The organism is Spirosoma pulveris (genome assembly GCF_054781875.1).
Genome location: NZ_BAAGTO010000007.1, coordinates 117,362 through 135,751, shown reverse-complemented (window position 1 = coordinate 135,751; position 18,390 = coordinate 117,362). Strand labels below are relative to the sequence as shown.

The following is an 18,390-nucleotide window of genomic DNA, read 5'->3' as shown; positions in this document are numbered from 1 at the left end:
TGTCCCCTCACTCTGGTAAGTGATTTAAAAACACCGAATCATGAAAATATTCATTAAGCTCTCCCTCTTTGCCTTACTCTTAAGTATAGCAGCTTGTAAAGAGGATTTTGTCAATGTCGACAATCCCGGTGCCATTTCAACCAGCGGTTATCCGAATTCAGTAGCTGATTTGGAGCAGCTCCTGGCGGGAGTTTACGCAACTCAGCATGCACCCAGCCTCTTCGGGCATAACATGCTGGCCAAAAACACGTACCTGTGGGACCATACAACGGATCTAAGCTGGCAGGGAACAACAACCTGGATTCAACTGGCGCAGAACAATTCGCAGGTTAATGATGATTTTCTGCGGGGAACCTGGCAGGATTTGTGGCGTGGTGTACAGCGCGCGAATACGTTGCTGGCAACGATTGAATCCTATAGTCCTAAAGCTGCGGCTTCGGACGCAGCCGCAATCAGTCTGATTAAAGGACAGACACTGTATTTGCGGGCCTGGTATTACTTCTACCTCACTACGTTATGGGGTGAAAGCTTCCTGACCGATGGACAGGGTGATAAAATGGGCGTACCCCTGATTACAAAGACGTCAACCAGTCTACCCGAAACGCAGGTCTCCCGCGCCACGGTTAAACAAAGCTGGGATTTTATCATAAGTGATTTAAAAGCCGCCGAAACCCTACTGAAAGGTAAAAGCTGGACCGGGGCAACCGATAAGTATAAAATGGGTGAATGGGGAGTTAAGGCATTCTTAGGTAAGGTGTACGTGTATACGCAAGACTGGGTGAATGCAAAAACGTATCTGAGCGATGTTGTGACGAACAGTGGTAAGTCGCTGGTTCCATTTAATACCTACAAAGACATGTTCAACGGGCAGAATGAGTTTAACTCTGAATCCCTTGTTGAACTCAACCTGAATGTTGACATGACCTACCGCGGCACGTCTGATCTATCAATGGGGTCAAGCATCGGTATGGTGATTGCGCCAACGTATGTCGGTAGCAACGGTGCCCAGGCGGCTTCGGCTTGGTCAAACGTCTTTCCGCACGCCAAAAATATAGCTCGTTTTGGCTTTAATCTGGGCCACTATTACCCGGTGGGGACAACGACGGCGAATGTAGCGAACGTCGATAAAGCCTACATCGCGCGTTCAGTTACCGCTCGCAATAACAAAACAGTTGATCCGCGTTTGTGGGTAGCCTGTTTGCAGCCCTACGTCGATTCGATGATCGTGAGTGGGGTCAAAAAGCCGATCTCGCACTACCTCGACATTTCGGAGATTGATATGGAAGCTTGGAGTTTCCGTAAATACCTTTATCCGGGTGGTACAGAAGGCGAAGTGAATATGGCGAATGGCAGCAATATATTGTGGCTACGACTAGCCGACGTATACCTGCTCTACGCCGAAACGCTGACGCATAGTGGAGATAATACAACCGCACTGGAATACGTCAATAAAGTCCGTCGACGAGCGTATGGCTACCCGGTCAATACACCTTCTGTCGTTGACTATAAAACCCTGGCCGATCAGACAAGTGCTCCGGATGCTGTCTTAAAGAATGATCCGCTCAAATACGAACGATGGGCGGAGTTATTCGGCGAGGGACACTGGTGGTTTGATGTTTGCCGATGGAAAATCGGCGATAAAGAAGCGGCTTATTATCAGCGCGTTCGCGGTGGTGCGATCCAATGGGAACCTACCGACTATGCGCAGCCTATACCAATCAATGAGATTACGTCGAACGTCAATATAAAGCAGAATCCGGGGTATTAGTAACCTGTAGTACAATGATGGAGTGGTGTCAGGTTTGAGAGTCTGATACCGCTCCATGGTAAATCCTGGCAAGTGAACTATTAAGAGTGGGAAGAAAACGGTTGAATTTACCCATGAACTGACCGATGCTGCCGGTTACTCATACCTGTACCAGAAAACGTTGAGACTGTTACCGGGAAAGCCGACGCTGGTGCTGGAGCACTCGCTGAAAAACACCGGCCGTAAACCCATTGAAACAACCGTCTACAATCATAATTTTTACATGATCGACGGCCAGCCGGCGGGTCCTGATTTTTCGGTCACATTTCCCTTTAAGCTGCAAACAAATGATAAAGCACGGGGACTTGGCACTTTGTTTGAGACGCGTGATGACCAGATTACGTATCTACGGGAACTTCAAAAAGGCGAGAGTACACATGCATACTTAACAGGCTTTGGTGATACGTCAAAAGACTACGACATCCGAATTGAAAACCGTAAAACTGGCGCGGGTGTGCATATTACCAGCGATCAGGCCCTTACGCAGCTCGCTTTCTGGTCAATTGGTACGGTAGTTTGTCCGAAACCCTACATTCGAATAAAAGCTGAACCGGGGATGACGTTTCGCTGGCAAATCAAATACGATTATTACACCCTACCATAGTTTGCTTCGAAATAGCCGATTTATCGGGTGCGCAGGTACCAAAATCCTCAACAGAATTCATGAAGAACATTTTAAGAACCGGAACAATAGCAGGGCTAGCGTTAACGCTCATGGCTGTTTATCCAAATCTAGACGACGTACCCATTGACACCAAAGGCAATACCGACTGGGCTAGTTATGGTGGGAATAAAGCCGGAAACCGCTATTCAGCTCTTAATCAGATCAATATCGGAAACGTTAAAAACCTTAAAGTCTCCTGGACGTACGATGCGGCCGCCGTTGACGGTAAAATGGACCGCCAGCCAGAGATTCAATGTCAGCCGATTGTTGTTAATGGGGTTCTTTACGGCAACACGCCCAAGCTGAAGCTGTTTGCATTGGTTGCCAATACAGGTGAACAACTATGGACATTCGACCCTTTTAAAAATAAAACACCCCGGTTTAGTCAGAATCGGGGTGTCCTGTATTGGGAAGATGGAGCAGACAAACGCATTCTCTACTCGGCTGGCCCAACGCTTTATGCCATCAATGCCCTGACGGGTATGCCTGTCGCCCAGTTCGGTAAAAACGGAGAAGTGGATCTGCGAGAGGGTTTATTTGATAAGGCTACCGTTGATATTACGAAGCTTTCGGTGTCGGCAACCAGTCCGGGTGTTATTTATAAAGATTTGCTGGTGTTGGGAGCGACCGTATCGGAATATGGCGATGCTGCCCCGGGACACGTACGCGCGTTTGATATACGTACCGGCAAAATTCGCTGGACATTTCATACCGTTCCCCAACCGGGTGAAGCGGGTTACGAAACCTGGCCGAAAGACGCTTACAAGAAAATAGGTGGTGCTAACAATTGGGCCGGCATGGTTCTGGACGAAAAGCGGAACATGGTTTATTTGGGCACTGGTTCACCCGCCGTCGATTTTTACGGAGGAAGCCGGGCTGGGCAGAACTTGTATTCGGATTGTATTCTCGCACTGAACGCCGAAACGGGTAAACTGAAATGGTATTATCAGACGGTTCATCACGATCTGTGGGACCGGGACATTCCTTGTCAACCCAATCTGATTACCGTGACTCACAAGGGCCGTAAGGTTGATGCGGTGGCTCAGTCCACGAAAGATGGGCTAATTTATGTGCTTAACCGCGATACAGGCGAATCGCTCTTTCCGGTTGAGGAGCGGACTGTACCAACGTCGGGCTTGCCCGGTGAGCAGCCATGGCCCAAGCAACGATTTCCAGTGAAGCCTGTCCCTTTTGCAAGGCAGGTGTTTACGGAATCAGACATCACCGACCGAACGCCCGAAGCGCATGCGTTTGTGAAGGAGCGATTTCAAAAAACCCGATCCGGCAGTAAGTTCATGCCCCCAAGCCTGGAAGGTACCCTGTTTTTTGGCATTGGCGGGGGAGCCGAGTGGGGTGGAAACGCAGCTGATCCAGATGGAATCCTCTACCAGAATTCTAATGAAATGGTCTGGGATTTGAAAATGGCAGACTTAGCAGCCCGTAATGCCGAAATAGCCTCAAAAGGGAAAACGCTTTATCAAACCAACTGTGCAGCCTGCCACGGAATCGATAGGAAAGGCAGTGGTGATGCCTACCCAAGTCTGGTCAATATTGGTAATCGGTTATCGGGACAGGATATACAGACGATTCTGAAAACGGGACGGGGACGAATGCCGTCTTTCGAGCATATTTCTGAGCAGGACCGTAGCACGCTTGTCCGGTTTTTGCTCAATACAGAAACAAAATCCAGTGAAACCGACGATCAGCATAACGCCGGACGTCCAACGGCTGTGGTAGCTAAATCCGAGTATCCTTACATACCGCCTTACATTAACAACGGCTGGACGCGTTTCGTCGATCCCGATGGATATCCAGCTGTCAAACCACCCTGGGGAACACTCAATGCCATCGACCTGAACACGGGAGAGTACTTGTGGAAAGTTCCGCTGGGCGAGTTCCCCGAACTGACAAAGCGTGGAATACCAATAACGGGTACCGAGAACTATGGTGGACCAATTGTTACCGCAGGTGGCCTGATCTTTATTGCCGCTACGTATGATGAGCGTATTCGTGCCTTCGACCGGAAAACGGGTAGGGTCGTTTGGGAATATCAGCTTCCTGCCGGAGGATTTGCTACACCCATCACGTATCAGATGAATGGGAAGCAATATATAGTGATTGCTGCTGGTGGCGTCAAAAACGGCCATAAACCGGGCGGTTCCTATATCGCGTTTGCGCTGCCTTAACCGTATTCTTTCTTGGAAAAATCAGGTTATAAAACCTAACTCCAGGCAAGATGTGAAGCGCTTAATCAAATCAACATATTTACCTTTCAATCCATCTTTCCATGAATACAACTCGTGCATCACACGATAGTAAAGCTAATCAGAGCCGCCGTGATACGTTAAAAACGCTTGGTTTTGGCTCATCGGCCGGACTCCTGGGCCTGTTTAGTGGTACATCGACAGCCGAAGCCCGTGAACAACAAGGTAAACCGCCCTATGCTGTCGGTGCGCCACCGGTTAAAATTAAGTCCGTTAAAGCTATCGCTACGGCTCCACAAGGCTCCAATCTTATTGTCGTCAAAGTCGAAACCACTGAGCCAGGACTTTACGGTCTCGGCTGTGCTACGTTCACTCAGCGGGCGGCTGTGGTGGTGGTGGCCATCAACACATATCTCAACGAGTTCTGCGTCGGCAAGGACGTTGACAACATCGAAGATATTTGGCAGGGGGCTTACGTAAGCTCCTACTGGCGTAATGGACCGGTACTTAACAACGCTCTCTCCGGACTGGATCAGGCTCTGTGGGATATCAAAGGCAAACGCGCTAAAATGCCCGTATATCAACTTCTAGGGGGTAAAGTGCGCTTCGCCATTCCCTGCTACACCCATGCCGGTGGCAATACCCCGGAAGCTGCCGCTGAGAGTGTCAAGAAGTTCATGGAGCAAGGGTTCAAACACATTCGCATTCAACAAGGTGGTTACGGTGCCGTTGGTGCCACATCCGATAAGCCAGACTTCAAAACGGCTGGCTTCGGGGGCGAGACCGACAACTACATGAATGTGCAACTGTACCTGAAATCGGTACCCAGGATGTTTGAGGTGGTGCGCAAGCAATGTGGTGAGGAGGTCGAGCTGTTACACGACATTCACGAGCGGGTGCAGCCCATTGAGGCCATCAACATGATCAAGAAGCTGGAAGAGTACCGACCCTTCTTCATCGAAGACCCCTTCTCGCCCGAAAATATGAAGTGGTTTGCCCAGCTTCGTCAGGTCACCTCAGTGCCGATTGCGATGGGCGAACTGTTCAACAACGTCAACGAGTTCAAGGAGCCGATGGTTAATCAATGGTTCGACTTCATCCGAATCCACGTTTCGCAGATTGGAGGCATCACACCAGCTATGAAGGTAGCCCGGTTGGGCGAGTGGTTCAACGTGCGGACGGCCTGGCATGGTCCAGGGGACGTATCACCTGTGGGTCACGCAGCTCATGCCCACATTGATCTGGCGGTATGGAATTTCGGGATTCAGGAAGCGGTGTCATTTTCGGACAAGATGAAGGAAGTTTTCAGTGGTTGTCCTACGATGGACAAGGGTTACATGTCGGTCAATGAGGTGCCGGGCATCGGCGTGGACATCAACGAGAAGGAAGCTGCTAAATATCCTATCAGCACCAAATCCAACTGGCAAGTTCGCAAGATGGATGGTACAATTATTCGGCCGTAATTACCAGCGAGTAATTCAGCGATAAGAGCCCCTTTCAACTGCGATATGCATTGGCAGGGACTCGCATCGCTATTTTTAGTCAAAGGCGGCAAAACGGTAGTATCTCTTTTATGAAAAAGCGGCTGTGGCTTTACAAGGCAATCTCAGTGACCATACCTCTGTTCATGCTGGTATTGATAGAGATTTTACTCAGACTGTTCGGATACGGACATGACCTAAGCCTATTTGTGGAAGACCCTGAACGCAAGGGCTATTGGGTTATGAATCAGTATACATCGGAGCGGTATTTTACTCAAACCGAAAACGCGACGATTGGTAATTTTGAACCCTTTCCGCAACGCAAAGCAGACGGTACGGTAAGGATTTTCGTGCTGGGCGAATCAACCACAATCGGTTATCCGTATATGCACAACGGTTCGTTTCACCGGTGGTTGAAATATCGGTTGATGCACACCTTTCCCGATAAAGAATTTGAAATTATCAACCTGTCGTTGACGGCTGTCAATACATATACTGTCTATGGATTTGCTAAGGACTTAGTCGATTACGCTCCCGATGCTGTATTGATTTATACTGGCCATAACGAATACTACGGTGCTTTAGGAGTTGGTTCTACCAGCTCCATCGCCCATAATCCGTCACTAATGCGGCTGGTAATCTGGCTCCGCGAGTTTCGGCTGATACAACTTATTAATCATATCATAAACGGAGTTCGAAAGGCAGTTTCTAACCAGAAAGCGGATCTGCGGGAAAATCTGATGAAACGTATGGCTGCCGATCAGCAGATTCCGTACGGTTCCCCAATCTATCAGGCAGGTGTCGATCAATTTAAAACCAATTTGAACGACCTCTGCCAGCTTCTGAGCAAACAGCAAATACCGGTTTTTATCAGTAATCTGGTCAGCAACGAAAAAGACTTAAAACCCTTTATCAGCGCTCCGGGCGACGGTGCTTCATCGGCTCAGGCGCAATTTCAGCTTGCCAGTCAGACCTATGCGAATGGTGATTTTGACGCAGCAAAAAGAGCATACATACACGCGAAAGAATTGGATCTGCTCCGGTTCCGGGCACCTGAAGCTATGAACCAGATTATTCGGGATGTAACAATCAAATACCCGGGCGTTACGCTGGTTGATTCGAAACGGCTTTTTAACGAACACTCGCCCCATGGTATTTTAGGTCAGGAAACCTTATTGGAACATGTTCACCCGAATTTGTTTGGCTACGCCTTGCTATCGGACGCGTTTTACGAAGCGCTAAAACAGCGGCAGTTGATTCCTGCTAATGGTAAGAATGAAATTTCGTTTGCTACGTTGCGGAATCGGATGCCCATTACGGCTGTAGATTCGCTCAAAGGTGCTTACGAGATGATGATTCTGAAAGAAGGGTGGCCGTTTAATATTCCCATGCCACCAGAGGAGAAACGCCCCAAAACTGTGGAAGAACAGTTAGCTGGAGCGCTGGTTGTTAGGCAAATAGCCTGGCGTGATGCCATGAACCAACTCGCCAGCCGGTACGTGGAGCAGAAGAATTTGCTTAAAGCGTTAAAGGTGACAGAAGCCCTATCGCTGGAGTATCCGTACGACCCGGCTTTGTACAGTCAGGCAGGTAAATTGTGTTTAAGTCTGAATGAAAGTAACCTAGCCATTACGTATTTCAAAAAGGCTTTTCGTCTGGAAAATACGTTCGACACTGCACAAAAGCTATTCATTACGTTGCTTAAACTGGATCGCCCCGAAGAAGCCCTACCATATCTTCAGTTTGCAGCTGCCAATAATCAATCACAATTTAGTTTGAATGAGCTACAGCTATTTGTTCAGCAATTAATTGTTGTGAAGCAGCAGTTTGCAAAGGATACCACCAATGTAACGTTAAGCAATCAACTAGCTGCTAGCTATCTCAAATTTGCCAATACAACTGCTGCCACTAAATATGTGGAGAAATCGCTAAGCCTTAGTAATCGTGATGTAGATGCACTTCGTTTAAAACAACAAATTCAAGCGCTAAAACACTAGGTTATTGGCATTGTAGAGGTTAATAGCTGTTGACATAGCCTCTTTTTGTACTTAAACTACTTAGCACCTCCTGGTTCGGCACTGAATAAATCGCCCTTGTTGGAGCTGATCCAACGTCGAAATGATCACTAAGTTGGGGTGCTTTGGCCACCAATCGGATCCACTGCTACGACTTAAAATAGGACAAAAGGGGCTACACCGAGTAGCTTATTGATAGCAAGTCGTTGCAGCTGTCCATAAAAATCATGTGGTTAGCATCTAAATAATGAATCTGTTGAATCGAAGCAACAGCTACAACAAACCGGTAACTGCCTGCGAGCGTGGCATCAGCAGTACTCCGATACTACGCCATCTCCAGTAAGTACACCCTATGATAAATCCATTGACTGACTTCGTGATCTTTGAACCCTCCCTTTTACAAGACACGGCTTTACCGCTCAGTGCTGTTTTGTACTTTTCTGCCGCACCTCAAATGGCCTAACCGGAGCGTTGCCTTTTGCATCCGGTTCACCTGATTTTTAGGAAACATCACACCTCCCTCAAAAGCCAAAAGTCCCAACCAGCCAGCTTGCCGCCGGATAATTGGGACTTCTTTTCTTGAAAAAAACGCCTAGCTTTTCGAGTTGGCTTTTTCGATCTGTTCTACCTGTGCGTGGCCTTCCGGAATGGGGGGCGCCAGTTTGGGCTCGCCACCAATGGGTTGAGCCTTCATCTCGCGGAACTCGCTGCGGCCGTCGAGGGAAGTCCCCTGCGTCCAGCGCCGGTTCAGGCCCGCCGAAGGCTCATCCGGGTCGATGTTCGTGTTAACAAACGCATAGCTGAACTCCTGATGCTCCTGGCTCTGCGGGAAGCTGTTCGGAATGGGCAGCACATTGCGGATGTCGCCGTTACCCAACTCCTCCAGTACCGCCAGCCATTGCTGCTGGTGCATGGTGTCGCGGGCAATCAGGAACGCCAGCATGTCTTTCATACCCGCGTCGTCGGTCAGTTCATAGAGCCGCGTGGCCAGCGTACGGCCGGTTGCTTCGGCCATGACGTTGGCGTACATATCGGCGGCAATGTTGCCCGAGCTTACCACCCACGAGCCATTAAAGGGTACACCGTTGGCATCCGCTGCCATCGCCCCCAGGCCACCCGATAAGAAGTGACGGGGATCGCCACCGCCCACTATTTTCTCCATCAGCGAATCGCCACCCACGATGCTCTCGATCATGCCGCTCGATGCCCCTTCCAGATTGAGCGACACCGCCGTAGCCAGCATTTCAATATGGGCTATTTCTTCGGTGCCGGTGTCCAGCAGCATATCCCGGTAGCGCTGGGGACCGCGCGAATTCCAGGACTGGAACAAGTATTGTAAACAGACCCGGATTTCGCCTTCAATGCCGCCAATGGCCTGTTGTAAGGCTCGGGCAAACTGAGGGTTGGGCTTGTCGACCCGGACTTTGTATTGTAATTTCTTATCGTGATAGAACATATCGATTCGGTTAAGGGGTTACTGATTGTTCTTACGGCTACTGCCGTTGCTGCCCGCACCTGAGCCGGAACTGCCCGACGTGCTGCCGGTGCCGTTACCACTGCTTTGGTGAGCTTTACCCTTACCGCCCGACTTGCTGCTCATCGAACCCTGGCCTGAAGTACCTGCGCCTGTCTGGCCGTTGTTGCTGCCAATACCGGCTCCGGAAGCCGATCCGCTCGTGCCGGCACCAACGGTCGACCCGGCGCTGTGCCCTTTCGTGCCCGATGTGCCGGTTTGCCCCGACGCCGTACCGCGACCCGAGTTGGTACCGCTCGTTTTGTGGGTACCCGAGCCGGTTGTTCCGCCCGAGGTATTGGCTGTGTTGCTGCCCGATTGCGCCTGTGCGCCAATAGCCACGGCTACCAGCAGGGCAACTGTCATTACTGAAGTTTTCATACGTTGAATTGATTATGGTTTATGTGTGCACTCGTTGATTTTAACAAGCTGAGGCTGAGAAATACCAGAAAAAATGAACATGTGTTAGGTAATGGCCGACCAGGCCGGACGGTGATGCTATCCCGGCACAATCAGCGGATTTTAGCCCCCAGATATTCGCGGTTTAACCGGGCTATGTTCTCCAACGATACCGATGCCGGGCACTCTACCGCACAGGCTCCCGTAAACGAACAGGCGCCGAATCCTTCCGAATCCATCTGAGCCACCATACGCTCGGCGCGTGTCCGGCGTTCGGACTGTCCCTGCGGCAGCAGCGCGAAACGGGAAACCTGCGCACTCACAAACAGCATGGCCGATGCGTTTTTGCAGGCGGCTACACAGGCCCCGCAGGCAATGCAGGCGGCAGCATCCATCGTTGTTTCCTGAATCTCGTGGGATACCAGAATCTCGTTGGCTTCGGGAGCTGCCCCCGTATTGACGGAGATATAGCCCCCCGCCTGCACGATCCGGTCGAAGGCCGAGCGGTCGGTAGAAAGGTCTTTGATGACCGGAAATCCACGCGAACGCCAGGGCTCCACAATGATGGTATCGCCATCGTTGAAACTGCGCATGTAGAGCTGACAGACGGCAGCGCCCGTTTGGGGTCCATGCGCCCGGCCGTTCACGTACATGGCGCAGGAGCCGCAGATACCTTCCCGACAGTCGTGGTCAAAGGCAATGATCTGCTCGCCTTTATTGGTTAATTCGCCGTTCAAAATGTCGAACATTTCCAGAAACGACATGTCCGGGTCGATATTCGCCAGTTTATACTCTACTAATTTTCCTGGTGTGCTTGTATTCTTCTGCCGCCAGACTTTCAGTGTGATATTCATACAATTGATCCCGTTTTTATACCTTCCCCTTATAATCCCAATGATCTTTTAGAATAGCCCCGCTGGCATCTTTGAGCAGTCGGCGGGTAAACTGATCCCCTTTAATGATACCCCGGTCGTCGGCTTTGCCGATGAATAGAAGCATGGGGTTTCCTTCCTCATCTGTTTTGGTGGCTACGTCGTACCGGCCAAACGTAAAGGCGATTAGTCGGGATGGTTCGTATTTTTTGTTGAGGTGCTTGAGCAGCCGTTCGCCTAGTTTCATGGTAATCAGAATTGACGGGGACTAAGCTTCCATTATTAGATCGTTGGGGAGCCGCCGGTGACCTGAACGGTGCTGCCGGTCATGTAGCTGGAATCGTTAGAGGCCAGCAGTACATAAATAGGGGCCAGTTCGGCGGGTTGTCCGGCCCGTTTCAGGGGTACATCCTGCCCGAAATTTTTTACCTTCTCGGGGGGCATGGTCGATGGAATGAGCGGGGTCCAGACAGGTCCCGGCGCTACGCAGTTGACCCGAATGCCTTTCTCCGCCCACACCTGACCCAGGTTAGCCGTGAAATTCTGGATAGCGGCCTTGGTGGCGGCATAGGCCAGCAACTGCGGGCTGGGTTTATACGCGTTTACGGAGGTGGTGTTCACCACCGTACTGCCGGGTTTCATGTGTTCTTCGGCCGCTTTGCAGAGATAGAACATCGCGAAGATGTTTGTGCGGAAGGTGCGGTCCAGCTCTTCACTGTTGATATCCTGCAAGGATTCGTGGGCCATCTGAAAGGCGGCATTGTTCACCAGAATATCCAGTCCGCCGAGTTCACTGACCGCCCGTTGAATAAGCTGTTTGCAATGCTCTTCATCGCTGATGTCGCCGGGGACGAGTACGGCTTTACGCCCCGCTTCTTCCACGAGTCGGGCGGTTTCGCGGGCGTCCTGATCTTCGTTGAGGTACGAAATCAACACGTCGGCTCCTTCGCGGGCAAAGGCAATGGCTACGGCCCGGCCAATACCCGAATCACCTCCGGTAATAAGGGCTTTCCGGCCCGTTAGTTTGCCGGACCCCCGGTACGATTCTTCGCCATGATCGGCTTTGGGCTGCATCTCGGCTTCGGTGCCGGGTACCGACTGCTTCTGATCGGGGTGAGGGGGCTGCGGATATTTTGTCAGTGGATCTTCCTGAGTCGATGCGAAATTCTGGGAGGCTGGATTCATAACGTATTTATTTTTTGGACTGCCAATACGTTATACTATACCCGGCTACTACTAAATCGTTTGGCAAAGAAAAGCGGGAATGAGGTAGCGGTTCAAACCACCTCATTCCCGCTTTTCGGGTTATTGGTTAAGGAGTTATTGGTCAGCAATTGAAAGCCGCTCCCTTAACGAATGACCGCTAACCACTTCACTACTTCTGTGCAACGACTGTTGGATTCGCCAGCACCAGCGTACGTTTCTTGGCAACGATCCAGGCGGCCCGACGGCCAATGTTGTTGCTGTTGTACCCAATCCACATGTACCCGTTTTCACCCCAGCTGGTGCCCCAAGAGTTTTTCATGAGCCATGCCTTCCGGGCGTCGTCCCAGCCTACAAGCAGAATGGCGTGGTTCGTTGATGGGTTAGCGGGGTTGCTGGGCATTTCATTGAACGTACCCCCGGCATAATTCTGAAAAAGGGGGGTTACCAGCACACTGGCTGCTACCGGGCCATATTTACAGATGGCCGCTTTGATCTGGGCGACGGAGGCAATTTTGTTGATGTCGCCGGATGGGTCGACAACCCCCCAGGCTACGGCCCGGTAATCGGTAACGGGGGTTGCGGCCGGACACGAGCCGTTGGTGCCGGTATCGGGAATGTTGGCTTCTGTAGCCAGTCGTTTATTCTGGTTCACCAGCCATTCCATCACTTTATAGGCGAATCCACCGCTGCAACTGCCGCCACCGGAGCAACTGACGGCGTACTGCTCCGAAGCATTGATGGCGGAACTGGCCGTGCTATTGACTTTTATGTAGCTCGATTCATACGCCCCAACGGCCGAATACGCCCAGCAATTGCCGCACTGCTGGTTACGAACCGGCGATACCAGATTGGCTGCACGGGCATCGTATTTCGCTTTGTCGGCAAAACAAACTTTCTGCAGGGTCTGGAGGAGCGTGCTGTACCTTGGGTCGAGCCGCGCACTGGTCACTTGTGTTTTAATTCGGGCGCGCTCGGCATCGGACAGTTCGTTTTTTTCACCCGCCAGCACGGCCAGGCTTATTGTCGATACACCGGTGTTGGCTACCTGGAAGGTAAGCTTACGGCTGGCAATCAGCTTTCGCTGTTCGGCAAGGGTGGCCTTAAGCTGGGCCGGTGCCTGAACTTCACGGGCCTTATAAATTGGGGGTAGCTCGGCAGGAGCCTGCGCAAAGAGGGTTTTTGTTGCCAGAAGACAGGCAACCACTAAGCTGGTACGAAGGGAAATAGCGTTCATGAGATGAATTATGGTGTTGTTTCAGGAGGTTAGTCGGGAACGCCTTGACGAATGGAAACGCGACGGGTAACTTAGGTAGAAAATGACCCGGAGAGGAGAGACGGAAGGATCGACCCGCCTGATTCGGTGGGATGAGAAGTCATCCGGGCCAAACGACCCATGTGGGCAGACTTACTGGGTTGTACTACTCCGGGAAGGTTTATACCAGCGGGTATTCGTTGGTGTGCCGTACGTTATGCATTTCCAGCGAACGCATGAACGGGATACACAGCACGATGGCAACCGCCAGCAGGAGCAGGCTGATGAACAGATCTTTATCGGCCAGGAGCGTTGCCTGCGCTTCTACTTTCTGATACATGAGCGCGTCGGCCGCAGCCTGGGCGTGCTGATTATCGAAGCCAGCCTGCGTAAATCGGCGAATGAGTACCTGCACTTCCTGCCGAAAGGAGCCATTCTCATCCGTAAGCCGGCTCATCAGGTTACTGCGGTTAATGGCCGATCGGTGGAACAGCGCGTTGTCCCAAATCGACCCGACTGTCACCAGTCCAATGACCGATCGGGCCGCCACACTGGCAAAAGCTCGGTGCGGATTGTCGACAGCACCAATGTCGCTGGAGGCAAAGGTCGATAAGGTGGTTAAAATCAGGCCGTAAGCCACACCTTGCAGGAAATAAAACAAGTATAGGCTGGCCGGGTCGATATTGGGTGAAATGGTTTCGACAATGTAGCCGTACGAAAGGATATAAAGCACAAAACCGACCAGCAGCAGCAATCGGTAAGAAACCTGACGGGCCAGCAGCCAACTGCAAAGCGGGAAGCTGATGAGGTAGGCCAGTACGGTCGATAACGTCAGGCGACCCAGGTACCAGCTATCGCCTTTTACCAGACCCAGCGCGTATTGGCGGGCGAGGGATGATGAATAAATAAACAGGCAAAGTACCAGCATGAGCAGTACGCCCAGCCGAATTTGCCGGTACTGGCTGAAAATGCGGAGATTCCAATAAGGGCGTTCCTGCCGAAGCTCCCAGAACACGAACGAAGCCGCTACCAGAAAAAGCCCGACGATAGACCAGTTGATAATGGCCGAACTAAACCAGTCGTAATATTTGCCGAAATCGGCAATGAAGGTGAGCAGAACGCAGGTCAGCGTTAGCAAGACCGCACCCGTCCAGTCGACTTCAGACAAAGGAGCTTTAGGGAGCAGCCGCTCCCCGTGAAAGAGCAGGGCGGTTAAGCCGATAGAGACAAGAATGGCCGGTACCGACAGCCAGGCCGCATAATGCCAGTTGTATTGGTGAATGAGCCACGCCAGACTAAGGTCGGCGAGGAGGGCTACCGGCTTGGCAATGGTGTAGTATAATCCGTAAAAGAACGCCCGGTTGTTGCCGGGGTTGAAGCGCGCCATCAGCAGCCCGATCATGTCGAGCGTGACCATGCATTTTGTGATACCGAGGCAGAAATTAAGCACGCATAACCCCGGAACAGACCCCACCTGACCGGCCATCAGCGCCAGAACCAGTTGCAGCACCAAAGCCCCAAGCAGTAAATCTTTCTTCTTGAAAAAGCTCCTGAATCGGTAATACAGTGGTAAAGTACACAGGAAGCCAATGGCGCTGGCCTGAATAATAAACTTGACGTTTTCGGCCAGTGTACCCAGCTCACCGGTTAGTTCGGGCAGCATATCGGTGCTCAGCCCGAACACGAAACTTTGCAGGATCAACAGCGTGATAATCCCCGTGTCGCGCAGCCACGAAGGCACCCACTCGTAATAAGGAAGCTGGTTTGCCATAATCGATACGCTTTTATAACCGCAGAAGAATGAACCCTGGAATAATCGAACCTGCTTGCGCGGTGCGTGTGGGGCGGTGTCGGGTCTGACCGGGCTGGCGTTCCAGGACCCGACACCACATCACACTAAAAATTTGCCGACAGGTTCACGAAGTAGTACCCGCCATTGAAGCCGAACTGGGTGGCACTTCGGCTGTAGACGAACCGGCCGAAAGAGGAGTTGTCCAGTGCTGCGGCTCCGTATCGCTCCGGCGTTGGGTAGTTGGCTACCCGCAGCTGATCGGGGTAAATGTCGAACAGGTTATTGGCCCCAACGGTCATGTTGAGGTTTTTCAGGATGCGGTACGAAAAGCTCAGATCGGTAATGAGTTTCGGATTCTGGATCTCGTCGAGGGCCGGGTTGGCCGGGTCGTAAGCCTGCACCGTACCGAAGCGCGAGAAACGCAGCACCGCGCCAAACTTACGGAGTCGGTAGTTGAACGTCAGCTGAATTTTGCTCTTGGGCTGAGCCACCGTTAGCCGGGCGCTGTCCTGGCGATTGAACAGGAAGTTGCCGAAGGTAGCATCTGTTGGCACGTTGGCGGGCCGTTTAATTTCACCCACGAGCTTGGTCTGGTTGAAGTTGGCCGCCAGGGTTATGTCCAGCGTACCCGTTCGGAGCCGGGGGTTGGTGGCAATGACCACGTCGATGCCCTGCGTTTGGGTGTTCACCGCATTGGCAAAAAACTGGGCGCTGTTCACGTCCGTCTGTCCGGCCCCGTTCAGGATATTGGCCACGATCAACCCTGCGCCCGACGTGCCGCGCGAAAACTGGTTGCTGTAAATAATCCGGTTGGTAATGTTGATCTGGTACGCATCGACCGTAACGCTCACATTGGGTAAGGGCCGCGACGTGATACCAATGCTGTAGTTGGTGGAGCGTTCGGCTCCCAGGGGCGGCACGCCAAAGGCCTGTGCAATGGGGCTGTCGTTCCGGAACGTACCCGTTTGGCGGGGCTCCAGAATGGTGCCGTTGGAGACGAAGACCGTGCTGATGGCGCTGAAATACCGCTGGTGCAGCGAAGGGGCCCGGAAGCCGTTGCTGATGGAACCCCGCAGCGAGAACGCTTCACTGAACCGGTAACGGGCTGCTAGTTTCCCGGCCAGGTTCCCGCCAAAGTCGCTGTAATATTCATATCGACCGGCTGCGTTGAGCAGCAAACGGGACGTCACATCCGACTCCAGATCGATGTAGCCGCCATACACATTGCGGGTAGCGTTGACGGCGTTGGCAGGCTGGTAGCCCGGAAACACCTGCGAACCGCCAATCTGCCCCGATGTGGGGCTGAAGTTGAGGTACGAAGCCGCTTCGCCCGGTTTAATCCGGTACTGGTCGTTGCGGTAAGTGAGGCCGGTAGCTACGTTAAAGGACGTCAGGCCGAGTTGCTTTCCGAAATCCTTGGCGGCACTCACATCGGCCGAGTTCTGGTAGAAGCTCAGCGTACCGGCGTAGAATGATGTTGGGTTGTTCAGGGTCCCCAAATACGCCAGCGACGCGTTGTTGGAATTGGTCACGTCGAAGCGGAAGGAGTTGCCGCCATACACGTTGCTGATGTCCCAGCGCCAGCCTTTCGTTTCGCCATTGACGCCCACCAGCAGCGACTGGTCGTTGATGCTCGACTGGATATTGGGCAGGAATCCGTTGGGATAGATAGACGTGATCACCTGCGAGGTCTGGTACGGGTAGCGGTAGAAACCGGACGCCAGTCCGCGCCGGTAATTCAGCCCGCCCGATGCGTAAAAACTGGCATTGCTGTTGGCAATCGGGACGCGGGCGTTCAGGAAGAAACCGGCATTTTCGATGCGGGCGTTGCCCACCTGCAGGTTATTTTTCAGGCTGAAATTATTCTGCTGAATCAGCGTCTGGTCCTGCTGATACAGGTTTTGCCGACGTGCTACGTAGGCCGCAGCACTTTCACCCGTTTGCTGTCCTACGTTCCAGTTCACGTAAACCGGACCGGTATAATCGCCCGCCCGATTGGTGGAGCCGCGGTGGCGAAATTCGCCCGTCAGGCTCAGAAATCCCTTTTCGCCGATCTTGAAGCCGTGGTTAATCCCAACCTGAGCTACCTGGCCATCGCCTTTGTAGTACTGGCCTACCTGTGCGTTGACCGTGGTGCCGGGCCGCTCTTTCAGCCGGAGGTTGATAACGCCCGCAATGGCATCGGAACCATATTGTGAGGAAGCCCCATCGCGCAGCACTTCAATGCGCTCAATGGCCGAACTCGGAATGGCATTCAAATCCGTGCCGACAGAGCCGCGACCGATGGTGCCGTTGATATTGATAAGCGCCTGATTGTGCTGGCGTTTGCCGTTGAGCAGCACCAGCACCTGATCGGGGCCAAGTCCGCGCAGAGTGGCCGGGTCGATGTGGTCCGTACCATCCGATACCGTTTGGCGGGACGAGTTGAACGACGGGGCCACGAAGTTTAGCTGCTGGGTCAGGTCGATCTGGCCGGTTGCCTGTAAATCGCGCGACTGAATCACATCGACCGGGGCCACCGTTTCGGTGCTGGTCCGGGCCTGGGTCGAGCGCGAGCCTACCACCACCACTTCATTGAGGCTTGCCAGCCCTTCCACGAGTTTTACGCTCACGGTCGAGGTATTTCCGGCCGTAACCTGCACAGGGATATTCTGGGTTGTGTACCCCACAAAACTGAAGCGAAGGGTGTACGAGCCCGGACTCACCGATACGCTGTAAAGCCCGTTGGCATCGGTAATGGCACCGGCTGTCTGGCCGGTTACCAGCACCGAAACACCCGGCAGGCCGGCCCCCGTGGTAGCATCCGTCACCTGGCCGCTAACCGTTTGGGCAGACGTCGTAAACGCGATAAATAAAGAAAAGATACCGGCCAGAATCAGCCAGCGATGCGAGTATGTGTTTCTCATAGTTGAATAGCCGTGAGGGGTTGATGGGGGTTCATCACGTAACAGATACCGGCGGGCACCAGCGCAACGACCTGCCTGTCTCACTGTGCTGACAACTGCTTTTACCGTCCTTTCTCTTTTGTAAATAATGATTACTTAGCCAATGGACTCGGTTGCATAGACTAATTTGACCGAGCTAAGTAGGGCACTGGCTGCTGTGTGGCAAGGTGAACAGGCCCTTGTTTGCCATAAACTACTCCAAATCCTCACAAACTGCCCGGGCAAGTCTGCTGATTAAAT

General features: G+C 52.3%; 13 protein-coding genes. 5 read left to right on the top strand and 8 right to left on the bottom strand.

Going from position 1 to position 18,390, the window contains the following annotated elements; all coding sequences use genetic code 11:
• The first annotated feature begins 40 nt into the window (after positions 1-40).
• From ACYVJM_RS21860 to ACYVJM_RS21840, 5 genes are all read left to right on the top strand, one after another.
• Positions 41-1,768, top strand: coding sequence for a RagB/SusD family nutrient uptake outer membrane protein (locus ACYVJM_RS21860; RefSeq protein ID WP_461150361.1), 1,728 nt, complete (start codon positions 41-43; stop codon positions 1,766-1,768).
• Positions 1,769-1,928: 160 nt separating this feature from the next.
• On the top strand, positions 1,929-2,411 hold the full coding sequence (locus ACYVJM_RS21855; RefSeq protein ID WP_461150360.1) for a hypothetical protein: 483 nt from the start codon (positions 1,929-1,931) through the stop codon (positions 2,409-2,411).
• Positions 2,412-2,470: 59 nt separating this feature from the next.
• Positions 2,471-4,657, top strand: coding sequence for an outer membrane protein assembly factor BamB family protein (locus ACYVJM_RS21850; protein WP_461150359.1), 2,187 nt, complete (start codon positions 2,471-2,473; stop codon positions 4,655-4,657).
• A gap of 101 nt (positions 4,658-4,758) precedes the next feature.
• The gene (locus ACYVJM_RS21845) at positions 4,759-6,138 is read left to right on the top strand and encodes an enolase C-terminal domain-like protein (RefSeq protein WP_461150358.1); all 1,380 of its coding nucleotides are present in this window, start codon (positions 4,759-4,761) and stop codon (positions 6,136-6,138) included.
• A gap of 110 nt (positions 6,139-6,248) precedes the next feature.
• Complete coding sequence (locus ACYVJM_RS21840; RefSeq protein ID WP_461150357.1) at positions 6,249-8,153, top strand: SGNH/GDSL hydrolase family protein; 1,905 nt, start codon at positions 6,249-6,251, stop codon at positions 8,151-8,153.
• 610 nt (positions 8,154-8,763) lie between these two features.
• On the opposite strand, the gene ACYVJM_RS21835 is transcribed toward ACYVJM_RS21840, so the two are convergent.
• The 8 genes from ACYVJM_RS21835 to ACYVJM_RS21800 all read right to left on the bottom strand — a co-directional run bounded on the left by ACYVJM_RS21835 (position 8,764) and on the right by ACYVJM_RS21800 (position 18,111).
• Positions 8,764-9,627 (bottom strand): manganese catalase family protein, encoded by an 864-nt coding sequence (locus ACYVJM_RS21835; RefSeq protein WP_461150356.1) that lies wholly within the window; start codon positions 9,625-9,627, stop codon positions 8,764-8,766.
• 18 nt (positions 9,628-9,645) lie between these two features.
• Entirely contained in the window at positions 9,646-10,065 is a 420-nt protein-coding gene (locus ACYVJM_RS21830) for a hypothetical protein (RefSeq protein ID WP_461150355.1), read from the bottom strand.
• Between the two features lie 131 nt (positions 10,066-10,196).
• Positions 10,197-10,937, bottom strand: a complete 741-nt coding sequence (locus tag ACYVJM_RS21825) for a succinate dehydrogenase/fumarate reductase iron-sulfur subunit (protein ID WP_461150354.1) — start codon at positions 10,935-10,937, stop codon at positions 10,197-10,199.
• Between the two features lie 16 nt (positions 10,938-10,953).
• Positions 10,954-11,202: a hypothetical protein gene (locus ACYVJM_RS21820; protein ID WP_461150353.1), complete on the bottom strand. Its 249-nt coding sequence runs from the start codon at positions 11,200-11,202 to the stop codon at positions 10,954-10,956.
• A gap of 35 nt (positions 11,203-11,237) precedes the next feature.
• Positions 11,238-12,140, bottom strand: coding sequence for an SDR family oxidoreductase (locus ACYVJM_RS21815; protein ID WP_461150352.1), 903 nt, complete (start codon positions 12,138-12,140; stop codon positions 11,238-11,240).
• A 190-nt stretch (positions 12,141-12,330) separates the two neighbouring features.
• Positions 12,331-13,395, bottom strand: coding sequence for a C1 family peptidase (locus ACYVJM_RS21810; RefSeq protein ID WP_461150351.1), 1,065 nt, complete (start codon positions 13,393-13,395; stop codon positions 12,331-12,333).
• Positions 13,396-13,594: 199 nt separating this feature from the next.
• Positions 13,595-15,184, bottom strand: coding sequence for an MFS transporter (locus ACYVJM_RS21805; RefSeq protein WP_461150350.1), 1,590 nt, complete (start codon positions 15,182-15,184; stop codon positions 13,595-13,597).
• Positions 15,185-15,309: 125 nt separating this feature from the next.
• A complete protein-coding gene (locus ACYVJM_RS21800) occupies positions 15,310-18,111 on the bottom strand; it encodes a TonB-dependent receptor (protein WP_461150349.1) in 2,802 nt (933 codons plus the stop codon).
• Positions 18,112-18,390 lie beyond the last annotated feature (279 nt).